At 65.4% G+C, this 23,338-nt stretch carries 19 protein-coding genes and 1 other RNA gene; 12 read left to right on the top strand and 8 right to left on the bottom strand.

Features of this window, described 5'->3' with window-relative positions; genetic code table 11:
• The first annotated feature begins 10 nt into the window (after positions 1–10).
• Positions 11–1,333: an MFS transporter gene (locus B7G52_RS02070; protein ID WP_096695858.1), complete on the top strand. Its 1,323-nt coding sequence runs from the start codon at positions 11–13 to the stop codon at positions 1,331–1,333.
• Positions 1,334–1,703: 370 nt separating this feature from the next.
• Here B7G52_RS02070 and rho read toward each other — a convergent pair whose 3' ends face one another.
• Positions 1,704–2,966, bottom strand: a complete 1,263-nt coding sequence (gene rho / locus B7G52_RS02065; protein ID WP_096662678.1) for a transcription termination factor Rho — start codon at positions 2,964–2,966, stop codon at positions 1,704–1,706.
• A 269-nt stretch (positions 2,967–3,235) separates the two neighbouring features.
• Complete coding sequence (gene trxA / locus B7G52_RS02060; protein ID WP_077594529.1) at positions 3,236–3,568, bottom strand: thioredoxin TrxA; 333 nt, start codon at positions 3,566–3,568, stop codon at positions 3,236–3,238.
• A gap of 109 nt (positions 3,569–3,677) precedes the next feature.
• On the opposite strand from trxA, the gene B7G52_RS02055 reads away from it, so the two are divergent.
• The 4 genes from B7G52_RS02055 to B7G52_RS02040 all read left to right on the top strand — a co-directional run bounded on the left by B7G52_RS02055 (position 3,678) and on the right by B7G52_RS02040 (position 11,338).
• Positions 3,678–6,191, top strand: coding sequence for a PD-(D/E)XK nuclease family protein (locus tag B7G52_RS02055; protein WP_096695856.1), 2,514 nt, complete (start codon positions 3,678–3,680; stop codon positions 6,189–6,191).
• A complete protein-coding gene (locus tag B7G52_RS02050) occupies positions 6,188–9,424 on the top strand; it encodes an exodeoxyribonuclease V subunit beta (RefSeq protein WP_096695854.1) in 3,237 nt (1,078 codons plus the stop codon). Before B7G52_RS02055 ends, B7G52_RS02050 begins: the two co-directional genes overlap by 4 nt.
• A 248-nt stretch (positions 9,425–9,672) precedes the next feature.
• Complete coding sequence (locus B7G52_RS02045) at positions 9,673–10,980, top strand: TIGR03862 family flavoprotein (protein WP_240523294.1); 1,308 nt, start codon at positions 9,673–9,675, stop codon at positions 10,978–10,980.
• Between the two features lie 73 nt (positions 10,981–11,053).
• Positions 11,054–11,338, top strand: coding sequence for a hypothetical protein (locus B7G52_RS02040; protein ID WP_096695850.1), 285 nt, complete (start codon positions 11,054–11,056; stop codon positions 11,336–11,338).
• Between the two features lie 4 nt (positions 11,339–11,342).
• Here B7G52_RS02040 and B7G52_RS02035 read toward each other — a convergent pair whose 3' ends face one another.
• From B7G52_RS02035 to ffs, 6 genes are all read right to left on the bottom strand, one after another.
• Positions 11,343–11,549, bottom strand: a complete 207-nt coding sequence (locus B7G52_RS02035) for a hypothetical protein (protein ID WP_096695848.1) — start codon at positions 11,547–11,549, stop codon at positions 11,343–11,345.
• Between the two features lie 168 nt (positions 11,550–11,717).
• On the bottom strand, positions 11,718–13,118 hold the full coding sequence (locus B7G52_RS02030; RefSeq protein WP_096696059.1) for a glycosyltransferase family 2 protein: 1,401 nt from the start codon (positions 13,116–13,118) through the stop codon (positions 11,718–11,720).
• 4 nt (positions 13,119–13,122) lie between these two features.
• On the bottom strand, positions 13,123–14,193 hold the full coding sequence (locus B7G52_RS02025; protein WP_141397370.1) for a HEAT repeat domain-containing protein: 1,071 nt from the start codon (positions 14,191–14,193) through the stop codon (positions 13,123–13,125).
• Positions 14,174–14,950, bottom strand: coding sequence for a YaiO family outer membrane beta-barrel protein (locus B7G52_RS02020; RefSeq protein WP_096695844.1), 777 nt, complete (start codon positions 14,948–14,950; stop codon positions 14,174–14,176). The genes B7G52_RS02025 and B7G52_RS02020 overlap by 20 nt, the downstream gene beginning before the upstream one ends.
• A gap of 7 nt (positions 14,951–14,957) precedes the next feature.
• Positions 14,958–15,353, bottom strand: coding sequence for a response regulator transcription factor (locus B7G52_RS02015; RefSeq protein ID WP_096695843.1), 396 nt, complete (start codon positions 15,351–15,353; stop codon positions 14,958–14,960).
• A 90-nt stretch (positions 15,354–15,443) separates the two neighbouring features.
• Positions 15,444–15,540: signal recognition particle sRNA small type (ffs, locus tag B7G52_RS02010), an RNA gene on the bottom strand.
• An 87-nt stretch (positions 15,541–15,627) separates the two neighbouring features.
• Between ffs and B7G52_RS02005 the strand changes: the two genes are divergently transcribed.
• The 7 genes from B7G52_RS02005 (at position 15,628) to B7G52_RS01975 (ending at position 23,338) form a co-directional block, all read left to right on the top strand.
• Entirely contained in the window at positions 15,628–17,619 is a 1,992-nt protein-coding gene (locus B7G52_RS02005; RefSeq protein ID WP_096695842.1) for a beta-propeller domain-containing protein, read from the top strand.
• 30 nt (positions 17,620–17,649) lie between these two features.
• Positions 17,650–19,551, top strand: coding sequence for a DNA polymerase III subunit gamma/tau (dnaX, locus tag B7G52_RS02000; RefSeq protein WP_096695840.1), 1,902 nt, complete (start codon positions 17,650–17,652; stop codon positions 19,549–19,551).
• 29 nt (positions 19,552–19,580) lie between these two features.
• A complete protein-coding gene (locus tag B7G52_RS01995) occupies positions 19,581–19,913 on the top strand; it encodes a YbaB/EbfC family nucleoid-associated protein (protein ID WP_096662652.1) in 333 nt (110 codons plus the stop codon).
• 120 nt (positions 19,914–20,033) lie between these two features.
• Positions 20,034–20,660 carry a recombination mediator RecR gene (recR, locus tag B7G52_RS01990; protein ID WP_096695838.1) on the top strand — a complete coding sequence of 209 codons (627 nt, stop codon included), beginning with the start codon at positions 20,034–20,036 and terminating at the stop codon, positions 20,658–20,660.
• 88 nt (positions 20,661–20,748) lie between these two features.
• Positions 20,749–21,162, top strand: coding sequence for an MAPEG family protein (locus B7G52_RS01985; protein WP_096695836.1), 414 nt, complete (start codon positions 20,749–20,751; stop codon positions 21,160–21,162).
• Positions 21,163–21,280: 118 nt separating this feature from the next.
• Positions 21,281–22,327, top strand: a complete 1,047-nt coding sequence (locus tag B7G52_RS01980; protein WP_096695834.1) for an ABC transporter substrate-binding protein — start codon at positions 21,281–21,283, stop codon at positions 22,325–22,327.
• Between the two features lie 174 nt (positions 22,328–22,501).
• Complete coding sequence (locus B7G52_RS01975) at positions 22,502–23,338, top strand: ABC transporter ATP-binding protein (RefSeq protein WP_096695833.1); 837 nt, start codon at positions 22,502–22,504, stop codon at positions 23,336–23,338.

Below are 23,338 nucleotides of genomic sequence, written 5' to 3'. Positions count from 1 at the left end.
GAACCAAAACATGCTTGAAGTCCTCGCCAACAGAACCTACCGGCACCTGTTCCTCGCGCAGGTCATCGCGCTCTTGGGAACCGGCTTGGCCACCGTCGCCTTGGGCCTGCTGGCTTTCGACCTGGCCGGTGCAAACGCTGGAGCCGTCCTGGGAACCGCACTGGCCATCAAAATGCTGGCCTACATCGGCGTTGCCCCCATTGCATCGGCCCTGGCCGAGCGCCTTCCGCGTCGCGCGGTGCTGGTGGCGCTGGATCTGGTTCGAGCCGCTGTGGCGTTGATCCTGCCCTTTGTGACGCAGATCTGGGAGATCTATGCATTGATCTTTGTACTGCAATCGGCTTCCGCCGCATTTACACCCACCTTCCAGGCAACAATTCCGGACGTTTTGCCCGGAGAGAACGCCTACACCAAGGCCTTGTCCCTGTCGCGACTGGCTTACGACCTCGAAAGCCTGGTCAGCCCGATGCTGGCCGCCTTGCTTTTGACCGTAGTCAGCTATCACAGCCTCTTCGGCGGTACCGTTTTTGGCTTTCTCGCCTCCGCAGCGCTCGTCGTTTCAGCCGTTCTGCCCCGACCCAAGATCCCGCCGAAGCGCAGCATTTATGAGCGAACCACCCGCGGGACACGCATCTACCTTGCCACACCGCGTCTGCGGGGCCTTCTCGCCCTTAACCTCGCGATCGCCTCGGGCAGTGCGATGGTCATTGTAAATACCGTGGTGCTGGTTCAAGCTGGTTTTGGCCTGACGCAGACCGCAACCGCCATCGCTTTGGCCTGCTTCGGAGCGGGTTCGATGCTGATTGCATTGGTGCTGCCCAAAGTGCTCACCCGCGTGCCGGAACGGCGCGCGATGCTGGTGGGTGCTAGCGTGATTGCCATCGGCCTTCTCGTGGGTGCTGCGCTAGCCTCTCGCTACGCCGTGTTGCTGCCGCTGTGGTTTGTGCTGGGCCTCGGCTATTCGCTAGCGCAGACGCCATCGGGGCGGCTTCTCCGCCGCTCTTCTAGCGATACAGACCGTCCGGCACTCTTTGCCGCACAGTTCGCCTTGTCTCATGCTTGCTGGCTGATCACTTACCCCCTGGCAGGGTGGTTGGGCGCCAAATTCGGCTTGACCGCCAGTTTTGTTACGCTGGGGGTAGTCGCCAGTGCGGCGTTGCTGCTCTCGATGCGCCTTTGGCCCGCAGCAGATCCGCTTGCACTCTCGCATCGGCACGACGACCTTGTACCGGAGCATCCCCACCTGGCCGGTGAAGCCGATGCAGCGTCCGCCGACCGCAGACATTCCCATGCCTATGTCATCGATGACGAACACCAGCGCTGGCCTTCCTGACAGGGCCGTCCCCGAAAATTCCGAGCAAGGGTGACGGCTTTAAGCAGTCCTTACAGGACTTGATTGTACCAGCCGTGCGCGGGCCACCCATGGCGCAGCGCGCGTGAAAGACTGATAGATCCAGGCTGTTTAAGGTGTCGTCAATGAATTACGCCAAGTGCCCTTGCGGCAGCGGCAGTCTTGGAGCGCGTTGGGCAACAGTTGCAATTGCGCGGGGTGGGGGGCGAAGTAGCTTTCAGCCATCCATCTGTATCGCCTAACGCCCGCTGCCGGTAGAGCGGTTAAATTGCTTTCCTGGTGCCCAAGCTCCGAGGGGGCAGGGAGCTACATGCAGTGAGCGACCGTGGGGGCAATAGTTGGCGAGACGGCTTTAGCCGCCTCGACGCATCATGTCGAAGAACTCGTGGTTGTTCTTTGTGGCCTTCATGTTTTTGAGCATCAGCTCCATGGACTCGATTTCGTCCATGTTGTACATGAATTGACGCAGGATGCGCGACTTCTGCAGGATTTCCGGGGCCAGCAGCAGCTCTTCCTTGCGGGTGCCGCTGCGGTTCAGGTGAATCGCCGGGAACACGCGTTTTTCGTAGAGGCGGCGGTCCAGGTGGATCTCGCAGTTGCCGGTGCCCTTGAACTCTTCAAAGATCACCTCGTCCATGCGGCTGCCGGTATCAACCAGTGCGGTGCCGATGATGGTCAGGCTGCCGCCTTCCTCGATCTTGCGCGCGGCGCCGAAGAAACGTTTCGGGCGCTGCAGCGCGTTGGCATCGACACCGCCGGTCAGCACCTTGCCCGACGAGGGCAACACGTTGTTGTAGGCGCGGGCCAGGCGGGTGATGGAGTCCAGCAGGATCACGACGTCCTTGCCGAGTTCGACCAGGCGCTTGGCGCGCTCGATCACCATTTCGGCCACGTGCACGTGGCGCGCGGCGGGTTCGTCAAAGGTCGAGGAAATCACTTCGCCGCGCACGCTGCGCTGCATCTCGGTGACCTCTTCGGGGCGCTCGTCGACCAGCAGCACCATCATGACCACTTCGGGGTAGTTGGCGGTGATGGCGTGGGCGATGTTCTGCATCATCACGGTCTTGCCGGACTTGGGCGGCGCCACCAGCAGGGCGCGCTGGCCCTTGCCGATCGGGGCGATGATGTCGATGATGCGGCTGGTCAGGTTTTCCTCGCCCTTGATGTCGCGCTCGAGCTTGAACTGCTCGCGCGGGAACAGCGGCGTCAGGTTCTCGAACATCACCTTGTGCTTGTTCGCTTCCGGTGCGCCGTCGTTGACCTTGTCGAGCTTGTTCAGTGCAAAGTAGCGCTCGCCGTCTTTCGGGGTGCGCACTTCGCCTTCGATCATGTCGCCGGTGTGCAGGTTGAAGCGGCGGATCTGGCTCGGGCTGATGTAGATGTCGTCGGTGGACGCGGTGTAGCTGGAGTCCGGCGCGCGCAGGAAGCCGAAGCCGTCGGGCAGCACTTCGAGCACGCCGTCGGCGACGATGGTTTCACCCGTTTTGGAGCGTTTCTTGATGATCGCGAACATCAGCTCCTGCTTGCGCATGCGGCCGGTGTTTTCGATCTCAAGCTCTTCGGCCTGCTTGAGGACTTCGGACACGTGCAGTGCCTTGAGTTCGTTTAAGTGCATGGGGAAACCTTGCGTGAAGTCAACTCCTCGCGGAGTTCAGATAAAAAAACGGGGGAGGTCTGAAAGGAAGCTAGAGGCGCTTCACAAACCGGGAACTCGAACCGGCCGGCAGCAGCCGGTCAGCGAACAGGGCCATTATGACAGGAAATTCGGGGGATCTATCGGGGCGATGGGGGCGCGGGAGCAGGTCCTGCCGATCCGCTTCATGCCGGATGGCGCACCAGCAGGCTGTGCAGGGACAGCGTGCCGGTGGCTGGGGACAAGGCCGTTCAGGCCAGTTGCTGGTCGATGAAGGCGGTCAGCTGGGCCTTGCTCATGGCGCCGACCTTGGTGGCGGCGAGCTGGCCGTCCTTGAACAGCATCAGCGTCGGGATGCCGCGGATGCCGAACTTGGCGGGAATGTCGCGGTTTTCGTCCACATTCATCTTGGCGATCTGCAGGCGGCCGTCGTAACCGGTGGCGACTTCGTCCAGAATCGGGGCAATCATCTTGCAGGGGCCGCACCATTCGGCCCAGTAGTCGACCAGCACGGGTTTGGAGGCCTGCAACACGTCGGCTTCGAAGGTGGCATCGGTGGTATGTTTGATCAGTTCGCTGGCCATGGCATGTCCTTTGGAAGAGGGTTCAGAAATTTTTATGTCAGGGACTCAAGTTGCAGGCATTGTGGCAGAAACCAAGTCCCCCCGTCGGACGTCCAGTCAGGTGTTCCCTATGAGCGTGATAGTCCATGCCGACGCCCCGGCGGCCGGCCCCGGCGAGTTTTGCTGGCAGCAGGCGACAGCCCGGGTGGCGGCGCTGTTGCGCGAGCGGGACGTGCATCCCGCGCGGGCGTTGGTGCTGCTGCCCTATGCACAGCTGATGCAGCAGGCGAAAACCGCGTGGGCCGCCGCCGCAGGCGACACGCATTTTGTGCCGCGTTTTGAAACCACCATGAACTGGGCTGCCAGCCTGGGCGGCTGGGAGCCGGGCGCCGGGGACATCCGGCTCGATGCCGCCTGTGACGTGCTGACGGCCGCCTCGCTGCTGGCGCGCACCGGCCTGGCCGCGCAGCAGGACCTGCTGGCCCCGCGCCTGGTCGAGGCAGCCGGTTCGCTGGCCCGGCTGGCCGCCGCCGTGCCGCCGGCGCAGCGGCTGGCCTGGGGCGCGCGCATGGGTGCCCTGCTGGGCGCCGGGCTGGAGTCGCCGGTGTTGCAGCTCGAGTCGGCACTGGGCCAGATTGCATTGGCCTGGGTGGTCTCGTCCGCCTACCCGTCGGACGCGCTGTTTCTGGAGCGCGCCGATGTGGACCTGCTGGTGCTGGTCGAGGGTTTCCAGACCGAAGCGCTGACTGCAACCTTCCAGGCCCACTTCGGTGAGCGTGCCGTGACGCTGAACCTCAACCTGCCCGGGGAGCCTTTGCTACCGGCGCTGCATGCAGCGCAGGACACGGAAGACGAGGCCGGGCGCGCTGCCGCCTGTGTGCTGGCGCATCTGGCCCAGGGCCGCAGCCCGGTCGCGCTGATTGCCCAGGACCGCGAGCTGACACGCCGCATCCGCGCCATGCTGGGCGAGCGCGGCGTGGCACTGCGCGACGAAACCGGCTGGAAACTCTCCACCACACGCGCCGCCGCCACGCTGATGGGCCTGCTGCGCGCTCTGGGCTGGAATGCGAGCACCGACGCGGTGCTGGACTGGCTGAAAAATGCCCCGGCTTTTGACGCGGCGACCGTGGCCGCGTCCGAGAAGGAGTTGCGCCAGGCTGGCGTGCGCGAGTGGCGTGCGGTGGGCGATACGCTGCTCGCCAGCAGCGCCATCGCGGCCCGGCTGCAGGCGCTGCGTGATGCGCTGCAGCGCTCGCGGCCGCTGGCCATCTGGCTGCGCGATTTGCGCGGCGCCCTGCAGACCAGCGGGCAATGGGACGGCCTGGTGCGTGACGTGGCCGGGCAGGCCGTGCTCGATGCCTTGCGTCTGCACGAGGGTGCGGAGCTGGAGTTTGCCGATGCCGACGGACGTATGGGCCTCGCCGATTTCAGCAGCTGGGTCAACCAGGCGCTGGAGGCGGCGAGTTTCACGCCGGTGCACCCGCCCGAGGCGCAGGTCATCCTGCTGCCGCTGAGCCAGCTGCTGGGCCGCACGCCGCAGGCGGTGGTGCTGCCGGGCTGTGACGAGCTGCACCTGCCGGTCTCGCCCGAACCTGCCGGCCTGTGGACGCCGGCCCAGCGCGAATTGCTGGGGTTGCCCTCGCGCGAGACCCTGGCGGCCGACCAGCGCGCGGCCTGGCAACACGCCCTGTGTTTCCCGCACCTGGACGTGCTCTGGCGCGAAAGCGAAGGCGGCGAGCGGCTGATGCCCAGCGGTTTTGTGCAGGAGCTGCTGCTTCAGTTTTCGCCGGTCCTGGCGCCCGATCCGCGCGAGCCGCGGCTGCTGGCGGCCCAGCCCACCCCGCACCCGATGCCGACCGGTGAAGCCCTGCCGGTGCAGCGCCTGTCGGCCAGCGCGTATGAGGACTTGCGGCGTTGCCCCTACCGCTTTTTTGCCCTGCGCCAGCTCCGGCTGCAGGAGGCCGACGAGCTCGACACCGAACTCGGCAAGCGCGACTTAGGCAACTGGCTGCACACGCTGCTGAAGATTTTTCATGAAGCGCTGCAACAGGCGCCGACGCCGGAGCTGCCGGCACGCCGGGCCCTGATGGACGCGGCCGCCACGCAGGCGGCCCGGGAACTGGCCCTGAGCGACAGCGAATTTCTGCCCTTTGCCGCGAGCTGGCCGCGCGTGCGCGAAGGCTATCTGGACTGGCTGGCCGGCCACGAGGCCGAGGGCGCGGTGTTCGAGGCGGCCGAAGTGGCGAAAGAGGTGCCGCTCGGAAGCCTGACGCTGATCGGCAAGATAGACCGCATCGACAAACTCGCCGATGGCAGCTCGCTGGTGATGGACTACAAGACGGAAAACCGCACCACCACCGCCGAGCGCCTGAAGCAGCCGCAGGAAGACACCCAGCTGGCGTTTTACGCCGGGCTGCTGGAAGACGACACGCTGGCCGCCGCCTACGTGAACCTCGGCGAAAAGGAAGCCACCAAAACCTACGCCCAGCCCGACATCGTGGCGCTGCGCGACGAGTTGCTGGGCAGCATCCTGACCGACATGGCGCGTGTGGCACGCGGCACACCGCTGCCGGCACTCGGCGAAGGCAAGGCCTGCGACTATTGCGCTGCACGCGGCCTGTGCCGGAAAGACTTCTGGTCATGAACGCCGCTTACGAACACAACGGCCAGCCGGTTTCCGCCGAAGCCTTTTACGCAATCGCCTGCGATCCGCGGCGCAATGTGGCGGTGGAGGCCTGCGCCGGTGCCGGCAAGACCTGGATGCTGGTGTCGCGCATTGTGCGGGCGCTGTTGGCGGGCGCGCAGCCGCACGAGATCCTGGCGATAACCTTCACCAAACGGGCGGCCGGCGAGATGCGCGAACGGCTTTACGAATGGCTGACGCAGTTTGCCCATGCCGACGACGCAACCCTGATGCGCGAGCTGGCGATGCGCGGGTTTGACTACGAAAAAGGCCCGCAGCCACCGCCAGACGGACGTGAGCAGCTATCAAATTTGTACCAGCGCATTCTGGCCACCGGCCGTGCGGTGCAGATACGCACCTTCCACAGCTGGTTTGCCGCCTTGCTGCGCAGCGCACCGCTGGCGGTGTTGCAGCAGCAGGGCCTGCCGCTGAACTACGAGTTGCTTGAAGACGATGCACCGGCCCGGGCGCTGGTCTGGCGGCGGTTTTACGCGGCGCTGCTGAAACTGCCGGAGCTGAAGGCGGACTTCGAGGCGGTGGTGCTCGCGCACGGGCGCTTCCAGACCGACAAGGCCCTGCAGGCCGCCCTCGACAAACGCACCGAGTTTGCACTGGCCGATGCCAGCGGCGTGGTCGATGCGTCGGTGCAGCATTTCACCGTGCAGTTTGCCGGGTTTGAGGGACTGGCCGAACCGGAAGAGCTGCTCACGAGCAACCGCCTGCACCGCCAGACCTTGGCCGACGCCGCCGTGGCGCTGGCGCGGGCAAGTGCACCGACCTTTGTCGCCAAGGGCGTGGAGCTGGAACAGGCGCTGGGCACCGGCAACCTGCAGGCCGTGTTCGGCGCCTTGCTGACCGAGAAAGGCACGCCGCGCAAGTTCGGCGAAAAAATCATCGGCATCGACCAGGTGCGCACCGCGCAGGACCTGGTGGCGCGCGTGCTGGCTGCACGCCAGCAGCATGAGGCTTGGGCCTACCAGCAGCGCATGGCGCGGCTCGCACGCCTGCTGATCGCCGAGTTCACCGCCCTCAAGCGCGAGCGCGGCTGGGTCGACATGAACGACATCGAACGTGTCGCGCTGGTGCTGCTCGGCGACGAGCTGCTCTCGGGCTGGGTGCAGGAGCGGCTGGATGCGCGCATCCGGCATCTGCTGATCGACGAGTTCCAGGACACCAACCCCTTGCAGTGGCAGGCGCTGTGGTCCTGGCTCAGTGCCTACGGCGGCGCCGGCAATGCGCCCAGCGTGTTCATTGTGGGCGACCCCAAGCAGAGCATTTACCGCTTCCGGCGCGCCGAGCCGCAGGTGTTCAAGGCCGCGCAGCAGTTTGTTCGCCAGGGCCTGGACGGCGAGCTGCTCAGCTGCGACCACACGCGGCGCAACGCCCAGGGGGTGATACGCACCGTCAACGCCGTGATGAGCGCGGCGCGCGAGAACGACGGCTACGACGGCTTTCGCGAACACACAACCGGCTCCGGCGAAGAAGGTGCGGTCGGCCGCCTGCCGGCCATCCCGCGCAGGGACGCAGAGACGGACAGCGGCGCGCTGGACGGCTGGCGCGACAGCCTGACCACGCCGCGCGAGATCCCTGAGGAAACCTTGCGCACGCTGGAAGCGCGCCAGGCCGCAGCCTGGATATCGCAGCAAGTGGCGCAAGGCCTGCAGCCCGCCGACATCATGGTGCTCTCGCGCAAACGCGCCGGCCTGCTGCCGCTGCAGGACGAGCTGCGGGCGTTGCACATTCCGGCGCTGGTCGGCGAGAAAACCGCGCTGATCGACTGCTGCGAGGTGCTCGACATCGTGGCGCTGCTCGATGTGCTGGTCTCGCCCGAGCACGACCTGTCGCTGGCCCGCGCCTTGCGTTCGCCGCTGTTCGGCCTCGGTGACGACGCGCTGGTGCAGATCGCGCTGGAGCGCCAGGCGCTGCGCCTGCCGTGGTTCGAGGTGCTACAAAAATCGGACCAGCTGCCGCCCGCCATCAAGGCGCTGGTGCCGGTTTTGCTGCAATACCAGGGGTGGCTGGGCAGCCTGCCGCCGCACGACGCGCTGCAGGCGATTTACCACCACGGCGACGTGCTGGCGCGTTTTGCCGCCGCCGCGCCCGCCGCGCAACGCGCCGGCGTGCTGGCCAATTTGCGCGCGCTGCTGACGGTCGCCCTGCAGCTCGACGGCGGCCGTTATGCCACGCCTTACGCCTTCGTGCGCGCGCTCAAGGCCGGCGGCCTGCAGGCGCCCGCGACGGTGGACAGTGCCGCGGTGCGCCTGCTGACCATCCACGGCGCCAAGGGCCTGGAAGCCGACGCCGTGCTGCTGCTGGACACCGACACCGTGGAGCGCAACGCCGACAGCATGGGCGTGCTGGTGGACTGGCCGGGCGCTGCCGCCGCGCCGCAGAAGTTTGTTTTTCTGGTCAGCGAAAGCCGTCCGCCCGCCTGCGCCGTCGATGCCCTGGCCGCCGAGCAGGAGGCGCGCCAGCGCGAGGAGCTCAACGCGCTGTACGTGGCGCTGACCCGCGCCCGCGGCACGCTGGTGCTGTCATCGATCACGCCGCACCGCGAGGCGCCGGCCAGCTGGTGGCAGCGGCTGGCCGCGCACGTGGGCGAGCTGCCCGCGCCGCTGCCGGCCCCTGTCCTGGATCCGGCCCGGTCCGGGGACGACACCCGTTTTTTATTGCCGGAATTGCCGCAAGCCCCCGTCCTGACTGCGCCGACAGCTATTGAAACGGTAGCAGACGAAGATGCGCTGGTGGCCCGCATCGGCAAGGCCATGCACCGCCTGCTGGAGTGGGGCGGTGTCTCGCCGGCGCGTGTGCGCGCGGTGCAGCGCGAGTTCCGCCTGGACGCGGCGCAGGGGCGGGACGCGGCCGACATGGCGCAGCGCATTCTGCAGGGCGAGGGCGCCTGGGCCTGGGATGCCGCGGTGGTGGCCTGGCAGGGCAACGAGGTCGAGCTGGTGTACCAGGGCCAGACCCTGAGGCTGGACCGGCTGGTGCAGCGCAGGGATGCCGGTCATGCCGGCCACTGGTGGGTGCTTGACTACAAGTCCCCCAGCGCGCCGCAGGAGCAGCCGGCGCTGCTGGCCCAGATGCAGACCTACCGCGCGGCGGTGCAGGCGATGTATGGCGGGCAGACGGTCAAGGCAGCTTTTCTGACGGCCCAAGGCCGCCTGGTGGCGCTTTCCGGCGAACTGCAATAATCAGGGCATCAGCGAATCGGCCTGGCGCCGGCACCTTTGCCGGGTTTCAGGTCTTTTTGCATTGCAGCCCTTGAGGGACGGGCGCTGCCAGCTATAAAAAACAAAGCAAACCGGCCGCGCCGGGAGGCCCTGCTTCCTGTGCCTTTTCACATTGCCATCACGTGCAGACGGACATTTCCTTGAACGATTCAACTTCTCCTGCCCAGCCACGGCGTGTGGCCATCATCGGCGGCGGCCCCGCCGGCCTCATGGCCGCCGAGGTGCTGGCCGGTGCCGGCGCGGCCCTGTCCGTGCAGGTGTACGACGCCATGCCTTCGGTGGGCCGCAAGTTTCTGCTGGCCGGCAAGGGCGGGCTGAACCTCACCCATTCCGAAGCCGCCGAACCTTTTCTCAGCCGTTACGGCGAGCGCAGCGCCCAGCTGCAGCCGCTGCTGGCCGCCTTCGGGCCTGCCGAGCTGCGCGCCTGGGCCCAGGCCCTGGGGGTGGAGACCTTTGTCGGCAGCTCGGGCCGCGTGTTTCCCCAGGACATGAAGGCCGCGCCGCTGCTGCGCGCCTGGCTGCAGCGCCTGCGCGCCGCGGGCGTGAAGTTTTCCATGCGGCACCGCTGGCTGGGCTGGACCGACGACGGTTCGCTGACGTTTTCAACACCCGGCGGCCCGGTGCAGGTGCAGGCCGACGCCGTGGTGCTGGCCCTGGGCGGCGGCAGCTGGGCGCGGCTCGGTTCGGACGGCGCCTGGGTGCCGCTGCTGGCCGCCCGCGGCGTGGCGGTGGTGCCGCTGCAGCCCTCGAACTGCGGCTTTGACGTGGCCGCGCGGCCCGACAGCCCGGCGCAGCTGGCCGAGGCCGTGGCGGATGCCGGCGAAACCCGGCGTGAGTTCTTCAAGGAGCTGATCGGCCAGAGCCCGGCGCGCCAGGCCGGCTGGACCGAACATTTCTCCAGCCGTTTTGCCGGCCAGCCCTTCAAGTCGGTCGCCATCCATTTGACCGATTCGCACGGCCGCAGCTTCCACCGCAAGGGCGAATTCGTGGCCACCGCCACTGGCGTCGAAGGCAGCCTGATCTACGCCGCCTCCCCTCTGCTGCGCGATGAAATTGCACTGAAGGGCAGCGCGACTTTCCTGCTGGACCTGCTGCCCGACAAGTCGCCCGAGCAGGTGCTGGTCGAAGTGCGGCATCCGCGCGGCTCGCGTTCGCTGTCCAGCCACCTCAAAAGCCGGCTGAATCTCGACGGCATCAAGGCCGCGATGTTGTACGAGCTGCTGGGCAAGGACGCCATCAGCGACCCGGTGCAACTGGCCCATGCGATCAAGGCCCTGCCGGTCAGGCTGGTGGCGGCCCGGCCCATCGACGAAGCGATCAGCAGCGCCGGCGGCGTGCGCTTTGACGCCATGGATGGCCAGCTGCACCTGCAGACGCTGCAGGGCGTGGCGCAGCCGGTGTTTTGCGCCGGTGAAATGCTCGACTGGGAAGCGCCTACCGGCGGCTACCTGCTGAGCGCCTGTTTTGCCAGCGGCCGCGTGGCCGGGCAGGGCGTTTTAAGCCATTTCGGGTTATAGCCCTTACCATGCGGACGAAGACAGCTATTGATTTGATAGCGTATCCAGTGTTTATTTTTGAAGAGGTGTTGCCATGATCGTGCGTTTCCACATTGACCTGATGGAACAGGACCAGTACGAATACCGCGTCAGCTACGAAGGCGAGGACCTCTACAGTGACGCCGGGCTGGACGGCATCGAGGCCTGCATCGTGGCCGCCACCGAAGGGCTGGGGCAGGACGCCATCGCTGCCGAAGTGGCCTACAAGGGCATCATCAGCGGCACTTACGCGCTGGCTTCCTTGGCGCTGGTGTCGGCGCAGATTGCCGAACATGCGCTGCAGACCACGGCGGCGATTGAAGAGGTTCTGGAGGGCTGATCGCCTAGATCACGCCCTCGCGCCGCTCGAAGTAGTTGCTCCAGGCGTTCAGCCGTTCCGACTCGACATGCAGCCGCAGGAAGTCGTCCGGCCCCACCTTCGACAACTCGTAGATGGCCTCCAGCCGTTGTGACTCCGCCTTGATCAGCCGGCCCAGTGCTTTCAGGTAGCGGGCCAGTTCCTCGTGGGTTGGTTTTTCAAATGTTTCCATGCAGAAAATTCTAGGGAAAAGTCTGCGATGGAGAAAGCCCAAAACGGCAGGCAGGCACCGCATCCGTTTGTAGGAATTTGGCTAGGCGTCTGATTTGTGTGAATTTTTTCCGCCAAACGAGGCGCTGCCCGGTATGGTTTTCGCGCCGCAGGCCCTGGTGCGTGCAGGTTATAGCGGTGTTTGTGGCTGGCCCAGGCCCTTGCGTTTCATCTCGCCCCATTTTGCTTCGCGTTGTGCCGCCCAACGGTACAACCCCAGCAGCCGCCACCACGAGTTGAGCTGGCGGTAACCGAAATTCTCAAGGACCACCACCAGCGCAAGCACGGCGAGCTGGCGGAATTTCGGGTACATGCGAAACGAAATTTCTTCCAGCAACAGTCCGGACACCGACAGCAGGATGCCCAGCCCGATGGCCATGAACAGGAACACGGAAAACGCCTGCCAGGAGACCAGCCCAAAGGCGTAGGCGTAGAGCATGAAGAGGTAGCCCCCCAGCTCGACCAGCGGGCCCAGCCATTCAAACAGGATCATGAAGGGAAAAGCCAGCCAGCCGGGCGTTCCGCCGTTGCGGCTGAACATCAGCCCCCAATTGCTGGTCAGGCTTTCGGACAGGCCGCGTTGCCAGCGTACCCGCTGGTTCTTCAATGTTTTCCGGTCTTCGGGGGCCTCGGTCCAGCACACCGGTTCGGGCACGAACTCGATCCGGTAGGGCTTTCCCTGCTGACGCAGCATGCGGTGCATGCGGACCACCAGTTCCATGTCTTCCCCAATGGTGTTCGCGCGGTAGCCGCCAACGGCAATCACGACATCGGTCCTGAAAAGCCCAAAAGCCCCCGAGATGATCAGCATCGCGTTGAGCCTGGACCAGCCCAGTCGGCCGAACAGAAAAGCCCGCAGATACTCCACCACCTGAAAAAGGGCCCAGATGTTGGTGGGCAAGCCGACCTTGGTCAGGAATCCGTCGATCACTTCGCAACCATTGGCCACCCGGACCGTTCCTCCGGTGGCCACCGTGTCAGGGTGCATCAAAAAGGGCTTGGCAACGCGCTGCAGGCTGTCCCGTGACAGGATGGAGTCGGCATCGACACCGCAGAACAGGGGGTGGTGCGCGGCGTTGATGCCGGCGTTCAGCGAGTCCGCCTTGCCGCCGTTTTCCTTGTCAATCACGCGCAGGTTGGGGTAGGTCATCGAACGGTAGATGCCGCGCACCGGCTTGGTGGCCAGACCGTCGCGCGGCGCCTCGGGGAAGGGGAGAAGCGAAAACTCCCGCTTGAGCACCTCTAGGGTGTTGTCCCGGGAGCCGTCGTTGATGACAACGACCTCGAAATCGGAATAGCTGAGCTGGAACATGGAACGAACCGAGGCGGTGATGGTCGCCTCTTCGTTGTAGGCGGGCACAAGAAGGCTGATGCCCGGCTCCAGACCGGTGAATACCTGGGGCAGTGCGTCCAACAACTTTTCCTGGTTGTTGCGATGGAGCGCAAAGACCGACAGGAGATTGAGTGCCAGGTAACTCCCGTTGAGCAGGATGAAGTAGCCAAGGATGAGCCAGGTGATCAATTCGGTCATGGTGTCACACCGCCCCGGGCTCTGCGCCGGCGCCATGCTCGGCCAGCACGTGGTCGAGCATGTCTCTCACCGGCGCCTCCGTGGCCTGGCTGCGCAGCTGGTTGAGTTTTTGGGTGCCATAAAAAGGCATGTCGGCCAGAGCCTGCGCTGCACGGTAGCGCACCCACCACTGCGTATCCTGCAGCAGTGATTGCAGGGGGACCAGGTCTTCGGCGTCGCCGAACTGGCCAAGAAACCGGGCTGACTCGACCCGCACCCTCCAGTCGGGGTGGTGCAGGAAACCACGCGCAGCCGGCAGCAGTGTCGGACCCGAGGCCATGTGCAGCGCAGCGACCAGCGTGTCTATCGAGGGGGCATGGGTCAGGATGTACTGCATGGACGGCAGGGGCAGTTGCAGGTGCAGCGCATCGGCCAGTTGAAGCGCTCGCGCCCAGTGCTGTGTGTCAATGGTGAGGATATTCTTGGAAAGATGGAGCCAGAATGCCTGGTTGGCCTCACCCAGGAAATTGGCGATTTGCGCGACATCCCAATCACGCCGCCTGAGGATCAGGGGCAGGAGAAGTTCGGTACCTCGCAAGGGGTCAATCTTGATCAGCGCCCCCGCCGCGTGGATGGACGCGAGGCTGTCCGCGCCTGTGGCCTGCTGGGCGAGCTCATCCCATGCGGAGGCCTCGCGAAGATGGCCCAGCGTCAACAGGGCCAGCAGGCGCTCCGCCCGATCGCCTTTCCTGAGCAGGGTACGCACGGCTTCATCGCAGTGGAGTTGACGCGCCAGTGCATTGAGCCGGTCGCCAGCCGGTCCCCTCAGGGATTCCTGCAGGTAGTTCCACAATTTCAGGAAATACAGAAGGTCACGTTTGTGCAGCGCGGCAGGAATGTGCGGGGTACCGTCGCTGACCACCTCCAGCAGGACAGGGCGCCAGACGGCAATGAATGCAGTTTCACGTTGCGCGCTTCTGCGCAGGCTCAGTCGCAGGCTCACGATCACCAGGACCAGCAGCGCCGTCAGTCCGATGGCGGAAATACCGACTCCGAAGGCAAACTTCAGGTAAGGGTCAGAAAGCGTATTCAGCACCAATGCGCACGCTGTTTCTGTTGTAGAAAGTCCCTTGTCGGGTGTGGGTCAGGGCATAGTTCACGGCCCATTGCCGGGTCAGCCAATGGCGGCCCCACCAGGCCGTTGACCTGACGTCGGCCAGCACCACCAGGCCGGGTGCCAGGGTAGTGGCCTCTTTCCCCTTGCTGAAGATCAAACCAGTGAAGCTGGCGTCGCCGTAATAGTAGGAGGTCCGCAACTCGGTGCTGCTGGAGCTGACGCCAGACGCCCGCACGGGCTTCCAGGCGAAAGAGGCGCTGAAAGAGGAAAAATAGTGCTCCAGCATCAGGGTGGCCTGATCCACATGGGTGGTGTCATAACGCCGGTTGCTCAGCCCGCCATGCATCAGCCAGGCGGGTGCAAACTCGTATTGCAGCGCACCTTCCAGGCCCTGCCTGGGCAGCACCCGATGCGTCGGGCTGAGACTGCCTCCCACGGTGGCCGTCAGCCGGTCCGACAAAGGCGTGGTCAGCTGGCCACTGATTTCGTGGTCGTCCAGCCCAAAGCGGCTGGTCTGCCTGAGGCCGAGGGATCTGACGCTGCGTTTTTCGGGCTGGCTGGTCAGGCGCAGCGATGTCTCGCGCCAGTCCGGGCTGCCGTTGCTCAGGCTGCTGGTTTCCGCACCCAGCTCAACCTGCATGGTGGGGCTGCCAGGGGCCGCTGCATCCGCCCATACCGGGCTGGCCAGGACGTGGGCCAGAACAACGCTGGAAATTCGGAGGGTTGTATTTCTCATCAACGGGTCATGCCCTGCGCGAGGAGAAGCGCTTGATGCGGGCGAGAAGTTCAGCGGGCTGGAACGGCTTGACAATATAGTCGCTGGCACCTGCGTCGAGTGCCCGGACGATATCCTTCTCCTGAGTCTTGGCCGTCAGCATGATGACCGGGACAATCTTCCAGGCGGGTTGGGCACGCAGGATGGTGACCAGTGCAAAGCCGTCGAAGAAGGGCAGCATGACATCCAGCAGGACAATGGCTGGCGGCGGGTTCTGCTCGATGAACGCCTTGGCCTCCCGCCCATCGCGCGCCAGATGCACCACGAAGCGCTCTCGCTCAAGGATGAATTTGAGCAACTGGGCGATGTGCTCGTCATCTTCTACCACCAGGGCAGACACGGTCGGGTGGTCGGGTGATGTCATGGCATTGATGCGAGTCGGTCCAGGCTGGATTCCATGGCGGCTATCGCGCAAGTCCTGATCCAGGCTCTCAGGCCACGTTGAGTTGAATAAGGTGACGAGCCTCGACCCCGGCACTGGCTCCGCAGTTAGGGCTGCTTGGTTCCCCATCTGACCCGGTTGGCCGCTTCACCATGCGGGAAGGCCCGTCACTCACTATTTTATGCGAGGCGCGGCGCCTCCGGCCCGAATATCATCGAATAGCTTAAAAATAGTCTGGCCTTTCAAGGAAAAATACATGTCCTGGTTGCTGAAGGCCCTCGCGGGTGTGGCGATGTGTGGTGCTGGGCTTGTTGCGCAGGCGCAGGGTGAGGCCTTCACCCCGGCCAAAAACCTCACAGCCTTTGCCGACGAGGCTGCGTTGCAGGCCTGGTTCGAACCCTTTGTGGCGGAGCGCCGGCGCCGCGAGGAAGAACGCCGCAGGCAGGAAGAGGAACGCCGGCTGCGCCAGGAAGAAGTCCGGAAAAAATGGGAGGCCGAGAACCCGGGCAAGACCTGGGCCTCCCGGCCGAACCCTCCCGCCCCGACCGCCATGGCCGCGCCCGCACCGGCGCCTGCCGCGGCCGCCGCCAGCGAGTCCATCACCAACAACCAGACGGCCGGCGTGGATGAGGGCGGTATTGTCAAGGTGCATGGCAAACACCTGGTCATCCTGCGCAGGGGGCGATTGTTCACGGTCGACGTGGAGCGCTACCAGCTGCTGCCGGTGTCGTCCATCAACGCCTACGCGCCGGATGTGAATCCGTCGGGCGCCTGGTATGACGAGATGATGGTGTCCGGCAACACGGTGGCCGTGATCGGCTACAGCTATGCGCGCGGCGGGACGGAGCTTGGCCTGTTCAACATCGATGACGCGGGCAAGCTCAGCTACCGCGCCACCTGGCATCTGCGCTCCAGCGACTATTACTCCTCGCGCAACTACGCCAGCCGCCTGATTGGCAGCGAGCTCATCCTGTACACCCCCATCCCTCTGAACGTCTGGCATGCCGATCCGGTGGCACGCCTGCCCGCTACGCGGCACTGGCAGCCGGGCGCGACACCCGCTGACTTCAAACGCATAGCCGACGCGACACGTATTTACCGCACGGACGAGCCGCTGAACCCGCAGGAAGGCATCACCCTGCACACCATCGTGCGCTGCGACCTGGCCCGGCCTGAACTGGATTGCCGGTCCAGCGCCGTGCTGGGACCGGCCGGTCGGGTGTTTTATGTCTCGAGCCGGGCGGTGTATGTGTGGACCACGCGCAACCAGCGCGACGCCGCCAGCGGGCGTGTCGCATCGCATTCGGCGGTGTTTCGCCTGCCGCTCGACGGCGCGGCGCCCAGCATGCTCAAAACGCAGGGCAGCCCGATCGACCAGATGTCGTTTCTGGAGGGCGACGACGGTTACCTGAACGTGCTGCTGCGCGCCAACGGCAACGGAGACGGCATGTGGCGCGGCGAAGGCAGCGGCGGCAACCTGTCCCTGCTGCGTGTGCCGGTGCGTGATTTTGGCGATGGCCAGACCCGTGCCGGCGAGCAGGCCTACACACGTTTGCCGGCCGCCGGGGACGGCAGCCTGCAGAACCGTTTTGTCGGCCAGCGCCTGCTGTACGGTGCGGGCAGTGGCTGGCGCCGGCCCGCGCCGGGCACGCTGGGCCAGTTGCAGGTGGTGCATGTGGCCGACCGCGCCAGAACCGAAACACTGACGCTGCCGCACGGCGTGGACCGCATCGAGGCGCTGGGCGCCGACGCGATTGCGGTGGGCACGGACGGGCAGGATCTGCATTTTTCCAGCGTGCAGCTGGCACCCCGGGCCCGCGTGGCCGGGCGTTATGTGCAGGCGCATGCCGCGCAGGGCGAGACGCGCAGCCACGGGTTTTTCTACAAGCCCGATGACGCCACCTCCGGGGTGGTGGGCCTGCCGGTGCGCGGTGCGGGGCAGGGCGGCTACCGCCAGCTGTGGGACGAGCCCGCCGGCATGCTGTACCTGCGCAACAGCAGCCTGAAGCTGTCCGGCATCGGCAGCCTCGCGTCGCGGCCGGGTGTCGGCAGGGACGACGGCTGCCGCGCCTCCTGCACCGACTGGTATGGCAATGCCCGCCCGATTTTTCTGCGCAACCGGGTCTTTGCCTTGCTGGGTTATGAACTGGTGGAAGGCCGGATATTGACGGCCCCCGGCAGCGCCGGGCGCCTGGTGGAGACGCGGCGCATCAGTTTTGCGCCGGGTTCGGCCGATTACCAGCGCTGAGGGGCTCTGGCGCAACCGTAGAATCAGGGAATGTCCTACCTCGTCCTTGCTCGCAAATACCGCCCCCGGAATTTTTCTGAAATGGTCGGGCAGTCGCATGTGGTGCAGGCGCTCAGCAACGCACTGGTCACGCAGCGGCTGCACCATGCCTACCTGTTCACCGGCACGCGCGGCGTGGGCAAGACCACGATCTCGCGCATCCTCGCCAAATCGCTCAATTGCCTGGGTGTGGACGGGCAGGGCGGCATCACCGCCACGCCGTGTGGCGTCTGCCAGGCCTGCACCGACATCGACAGCGGCCGTTTTGTCGATTACACCGAGCTCGACGCGGCCTCCAACCGCGGGGTTGACGAGATTGCCCAGTTGCTCGAACAGGCGGTCTACAAGCCGGTGGTGGGGCGCTTCAAGGTCTTCATGATCGACGAGGTGCACATGCTGACGAACACGGCCTTCAACGCCATGCTCAAGACGCTGGAAGAGCCGCCCGAGTACCTCAAGTTCGTGCTGGCCACGACGGACCCGCAGAAAGTGCCGGCCACGGTGCTGTCGCGCTGCCTGCAGTTCAACCTGCGGCCGATGGCGCCGGAAACCATTCTGGAGCACCTGGTGCAGGTGCTGCGGGCCGAAAACATCGAGTCGGAACCGCAGGCCCTGCGCCTGCTGGCACGCGCCGCACGCGGCTCCATGCGCGACGCGCTGTCGCTGACCGATCAGGCGATTGCCTTCGGCTCGGGCCAGCTGCAGGAAGCCAGCGTGCGCCAGATGCTGGGCAGCGTGGACCGCAGCTATGTGTTCCAGCTGCTCGATGCGCTGGCGCGCGGCGACGGCAAAAGTGTGGTCGAGACCTCCGAAGTGCTGCGCCTGAACGGCCTGAGCGCCGCCTCCACGCTCGAGGAAATGGCCACCGTGCTGCAGCGCATGGCGGTGCTGCAGGCGGTGCCCGGCATGGATGCGGGGGACGACGATGCCGACCCCGAGGTCGCCGCCACGGCGCGCCTGGCGCAAACCATGCCGGCCGACGAGACGCAGCTGCTGTACAGCCTGTGCCTGCATGGCCGCGCCGAGCTGGGGCTGGCACCCGACGACTACGCGGCGCTGACCATGGTGCTGCTGCGTCTGCTGGCCTTCAAACCCCCGGGTGCGACGACGAAGACGACGGCGGCCGCCGCACAGGGGGGCGCCGTCGAGCCCCCAAAAAAGCCGCAGCCTGAGAGTGTGCCGGCCACCGCCGTGGCCGCCCGTCCCGTCGCGGCGTCTGTCGCGCCCCCGGCGCCGGTTCGCCCCCCGGTGGCCGCACCGCCGGCTCGCCAAAACCTGGAGGAAAATCGGCCTTCTGCCCTTGTGCAGCGGGCGCCACCCGCTCCTGATTTTGTAGCATCGAGGGAGCCCTTGCCATGGGAAGACGCCTTGCCCATTCCGGCTTCGGCCTTGCCTGCGGCGCCGGCACCGGCCCCATCGCCTGCGCCAACTGCAGCCCCTGTGTTGCCCCCTGCCGCAGCCCTGGTCACGAACAGCCCGCTCGGCGACGTCTGGACGGCGCTGGTCAACCGCATGGTGGCTGCCGAAACGATAGGTGCGCTGGCGCGCGAACTGGCGCTGCAGTCCGAGCTGCGCACGCAGGCCGACGGGGTCTGGACCCTGCGCGTGGAGCGCGAGTCGCTGAACCAGGCCGCCGCGCGTGAAAAACTCCAGCTGGCCCTGCAGGCCGCGCTGCCCGACAGCGGCCAGGCGCCGACCCTCGTGGTCGAACTCGGCCCGGTCGGCGACTCGCCGGCCCGGCGCAATGCCGCCGCCGCGCAGGAGCGGCAACGCCTGGCCGAGGAAACCATTCACAACGACCCGTTTGTGCAGGACATGATGCGCGACTGGGGTGCCAGAATTGTGCCGGGCAGCATCAAACCGCTCGCCCCGGTGGCGGGCAAGCCGATATGATTGCTACCAAGTTTTAAAGGAAAAAAGACATGTTCAACAAAGGACAACTCGCCGGCCTGATGAAGCAGGCGCAGGCCATGCAGGACAACCTGAAAAAGGCCCAGGACGAGCTGGCGTTCATTGAAGTCACGGCGGAGTCCGGCAACGGCATGGTCAAGGTCACCATGACCTGCAAGCACGACGTCAAGCGTGTCGAGATCGACCCCAGCCTGCTGACCGACGACAAGGACATGCTCGAAGACCTGGTGGCGGCTGCCTTCAACGCCGCCGTGCGCAAGGCCGAAGACCTGAGCCAGGAAAAAATGGGCAAGCTCACAGCTGGGATGCCCGGTCTCCCTGGTGGGATGAAACTGCCCTTCTAGCTTTGGTCTTCGCATTCACAAGCAGGGGCCGCGGGTCCGGCTCTGCCGGCCCGCAGGCGCAGCGCCCCCTCGGGGGGCAGAGAGCTACACGCAGTGAGCGAACGTGGGGGCTCACAATACATGGCTGATTCCAACGCCCTCGAGGGCCTGACCCAGGCGCTTCGGCGCCTGCCGGGTGTGGGCGCGAAGTCGGCCGCGCGCATGGCGTTTCATCTGCTGCAGCATGACAAGCCCGGTGCCCTTCAGATTGCACGGGCGCTCGAACATGCGGTGCAAAGCGTCAAACACTGCGCGCTGTGCAACACGCTGACAGAGCTCGACATCTGCAGCACCTGCGCCAACCCGGCGCGCGACCGCGGCAAGCTGTGTGTGGTGGAAACCCCGGCCGACCAGGCGGCGCTGGAGCGCACGCTGGCCTACCGCGGCCTGTACTTTGTGCTGATGGGCAAGCTCAGCCCGCTCGACGGCATCGGCCCGCACGACATCGGCCTGCAAAAGCTGTTCGATCGCGTGTTGCCCAGAGACGCGCAGGGTGATCCTCCCGCTGCCGCGGAACGCGAGGTGCAGGAAGTCATCCTGGCCACCAACTTCACCGCCGAGGGCGAGGCCACCGCGCATGTGATTGCGCAGGCGCTCAAAAGCCGCGGCGTGCAGGTCACCCGCCTGGCGCGGGGGGTGCCGGTGGGCAGCGAGCTCGAGTACGTGGACCTCGGCACGATTGCCCATGCGCTGGTGGATCGCCGCTAGCGCGGCTGCGCCCCCTTTCAATCGCTACTGTTTTTATAGCTGACTGCGCCCACCCCTCCATGACTGCAAGCCAGAAAGGCACTTCACCATGACTTACGCACGTTTCACCGTGGCCTACTGGTGCCTGCTGGCCGCCGCCTTGTTGCCGATCGCCTGCGCGGCGCTGGCCAAGTGGGGCACGATGACGACCCCGGTGAACAGGGGCGGCTTCGACAACCACAACCCGCGTGCCTGGCTGGCGCGCCAGACCGACTGGCGCGCGCGTGCCAACCATGCACAAGCCAACACGTTCGAAGCCTTGCCTTTCTTCTTTGCCGCCGTGATCATTGCGCACCAGCTGCAGGCGTCGCAGGTGCGGCTCGACGTGTTTGCGTTCGTATTTGTCGTGCTGCGCATCGCCTACGTCATGATGTACGTGGCCGACATGGCCAAAAGCCGCAGCGTGATCTGGTTCCTCGCGCTGCTGGTCAACATCGGCATTCTTTTTCTGGGCTATCGGTAACGTCTGGTAACCAGAAACCGTTCCGTACAAACCCGCACGGGATGATACCGATGCGGTTTTTTTGCGCGCTGGCTAAGCTCTTTCCGAAGCCAAAAAAATCAGAGAGAGAACACGCCCCATGAACCATCTCACCGTCAACCGCAGGACTTTCGCCAGTGCGGCCGCACTCGGTGCCGCCTCCCTGGCCTTTCCGGTCCTGCGCGCGCAAGGCAAGCTGGAGAAAACAAAAATCGCGCTGGCTGTTGGCGGCAAGGCTGCGTTTTATTACCTGCCGCTGACCATCAGCGAGCAGCTGGGCTACTTCAAGGCTGAAGGCCTGGATGTGGAGATCAGCGACTTTGCCGGCGGTGCACGGGCGCTGCAGGCCGTGGTGGGCGGCTCGGCCGATGTGGTGTCGGGTGCCTACGAGCACACCATCAACCTGCAGTCGAAGAACCAGATGTTCCAGGCCTTTGTGCTGCAGGGCCGGGCGCCGCAGATTGCCTTTGGCGTGTCCACCAAAAACATGCCCAACTACAAGTCGGTGGCCGACCTCAGGGGTAAAAAAATAGGTGTGTCCGCACCGGGCTCGTCCACCAACATGATGGCCAACCTGGTGCTGTCGCGCGTCGGGCTCAAGGCCAGCGATGTGAGTTTCATCGGTGTCGGCACCGCGGCCGGTGCGCTGGCGGCCCTGCGTTCTGGCCAGATCGACGCCATGAGCAATACCGACCCGGTGATGACCATGCTGGAGCAAAAAGGCGAGGTAAAAATCATCTCGGACACGCGCACACTCAAAGGCACGATTGACGTGTTTGGCGGTCCCATGCCAGCGGCCTGCCTGTACGCGCCCCTGGACTTCATCCAGAAAAATCCCAACACCTGCCAGGCGCTGGCCAATGCCATCGTGCATGGCCTGAAGTGGCTGCAAACGGCCGGGCCCGGCGACATCATCAAGACCGTGCCCGACAACTACCTGCTCGGTGACCGCGGGCTGTATCTGGCGTCCTTCAACAAGGTGCGTGACGCGATCGCGCTGGACGGCATCATTCCTGAAGAAGGTGCCAGGACGGCGCTCAGGGCCCTGGCCAGTTTTGACCCCAGCATCAAGGCCGACAGGATTGTTCTGGACAAGACCTACACCAATGAGTTTGCCCGGCGCGCCAAGGACAAATTCAAGGCATAACCAGTAGGCCTCCACGCTTTTTATTTCATGTAATGCGCTGCCCCCGAGGGGGCCGCTGCGCCTGCGGCCCGGCGAAGCCGGTTCCGCGGCCCCGGCTGATATGGAACTCCCACAGCCACTTCACTTGTCGTTCGCCTCTGTCTAAGCAGCCCGGTTCGCGGCGACAATGCCTCCATGACGGACCCAGCCGAAAATCACGCCAGCAATTACGCGCTTGAGCTGCTTGACATCAGTTGCACCTTTCGCTCACCGGGTGACGCGGGGCCGGGATACACCGCTGTCGGCGAAACCACGCTGTGCATACGCGCCGGCGAGTTCGTCTCCGTGGTCGGCCCGACCGGCTGCGGCAAGTCCACCTTGCTCAACATCGGTGCGGGCCTGCTGCCGCCCACCTCCGGCACGGTGAAGGTTTTCGGCCAGCCCCTGGCGGGCATCAACACCCGCGCCGGCTACATGTTCCAGACCGAGGCGCTGATGCCCTGGCGCAGCGCGATCGACAACGTCATGGTCGGCCTGCAATACCGCGGCGTGCCCGATGCCGAGGCGCGTGCGCAGGCACAGGCCTGGCTGGAGCGGGTCGGCCTGAGCGGCTTCGGCGACCGTTATCCGCACCAGCTCTCGGGCGGCATGCGCAAGCGCACCGCGCTGGCGCAGGTGCTGGCGCTGGATCCCGACATCATCCTGATGGACGAGCCTTTTTCGGCGCTCGACATCCAGACCCGCCAGCTCATGGAAAACGAGGTGCTGGACTTGTGGGCGGCCAAAAAGAAGGCGGTGCTGTTCATCACCCACGACCTCGATGAAGCCATTGCCATGAGCGACCGCGTGGTGGTGCTGTCGGCCGGCCCGGCCACGGTTCCCATGGGCGAGTTCGTGATTGACCTGCCGCGCCCGCGCAACGTCGCCGAGGTGCGCACCCAGCCGCGTTTCATCGAGCTGCACACGCAGATCTGGGACGTGCTGCGCGACGAGGTGCTCAAGGGCTACGCTCAGCAGCTCCGCAAGGTCTGA

The organism is Polaromonas sp. AER18D-145 (assembly GCF_002379095.1).
Classification (GTDB): Bacteria; Pseudomonadota; Gammaproteobacteria; order Burkholderiales; family Burkholderiaceae_C; genus Polaromonas.
Note: the sequence above shows the minus strand (reverse complement) of the source record. Positions and strands in the feature narration are given on the sequence as shown.

What these genes read in the sequence shown, in the direction of transcription:
- B7G52_RS01995 (WP_096662652.1), top strand. Translation starts at nt 19,581, where the DNA reads ATGTTCAACAAAGGACAACTCGCCGGCCTGATGAAGCAGGCGCAGGCC.
- B7G52_RS02015 (WP_096695843.1), bottom strand. Translation starts at nt 15,353, where the DNA reads ATGACATCACCCGACCACCCGACCGTGTCTGCCCTGGTGGTAGAAGAT.
- B7G52_RS01980 (WP_096695834.1), top strand. Translation starts at nt 21,281, where the DNA reads ATGAACCATCTCACCGTCAACCGCAGGACTTTCGCCAGTGCGGCCGCA.
- B7G52_RS02035 (WP_096695848.1), bottom strand. Translation starts at nt 11,549, where the DNA reads ATGGAAACATTTGAAAAACCAACCCACGAGGAACTGGCCCGCTACCTG.
- trxA (WP_077594529.1), bottom strand. Translation starts at nt 3,568, where the DNA reads ATGGCCAGCGAACTGATCAAACATACCACCGATGCCACCTTCGAAGCC.
- B7G52_RS02030 (WP_096696059.1), bottom strand. Translation starts at nt 13,118, where the DNA reads ATGACCGAATTGATCACCTGGCTCATCCTTGGCTACTTCATCCTGCTC.
- B7G52_RS02055 (WP_096695856.1), top strand. Translation starts at nt 3,678, where the DNA reads ATGAGCGTGATAGTCCATGCCGACGCCCCGGCGGCCGGCCCCGGCGAG.
- B7G52_RS02040 (WP_096695850.1), top strand. Translation starts at nt 11,054, where the DNA reads ATGATCGTGCGTTTCCACATTGACCTGATGGAACAGGACCAGTACGAA.
- B7G52_RS02070 (WP_096695858.1), top strand. Translation starts at nt 11, where the DNA reads ATGCTTGAAGTCCTCGCCAACAGAACCTACCGGCACCTGTTCCTCGCG.
- rho (WP_096662678.1), bottom strand. Translation starts at nt 2,966, where the DNA reads ATGCACTTAAACGAACTCAAGGCACTGCACGTGTCCGAAGTCCTCAAG.
- B7G52_RS01975 (WP_096695833.1), top strand. Translation starts at nt 22,502, where the DNA reads ATGACGGACCCAGCCGAAAATCACGCCAGCAATTACGCGCTTGAGCTG.
- recR (WP_096695838.1), top strand. Translation starts at nt 20,034, where the DNA reads ATGGCTGATTCCAACGCCCTCGAGGGCCTGACCCAGGCGCTTCGGCGC.
- B7G52_RS02020 (WP_096695844.1), bottom strand. Translation starts at nt 14,950, where the DNA reads ATGAGAAATACAACCCTCCGAATTTCCAGCGTTGTTCTGGCCCACGTC.
- B7G52_RS02005 (WP_096695842.1), top strand. Translation starts at nt 15,628, where the DNA reads ATGTCCTGGTTGCTGAAGGCCCTCGCGGGTGTGGCGATGTGTGGTGCT.
- dnaX (WP_096695840.1), top strand. Translation starts at nt 17,650, where the DNA reads ATGTCCTACCTCGTCCTTGCTCGCAAATACCGCCCCCGGAATTTTTCT.
- B7G52_RS02050 (WP_096695854.1), top strand. Translation starts at nt 6,188, where the DNA reads ATGAACGCCGCTTACGAACACAACGGCCAGCCGGTTTCCGCCGAAGCC.
- B7G52_RS02045 (WP_240523294.1), top strand. Translation starts at nt 9,673, where the DNA reads ATGGCCGCCGAGGTGCTGGCCGGTGCCGGCGCGGCCCTGTCCGTGCAG.
- B7G52_RS01985 (WP_096695836.1), top strand. Translation starts at nt 20,749, where the DNA reads ATGACTTACGCACGTTTCACCGTGGCCTACTGGTGCCTGCTGGCCGCC.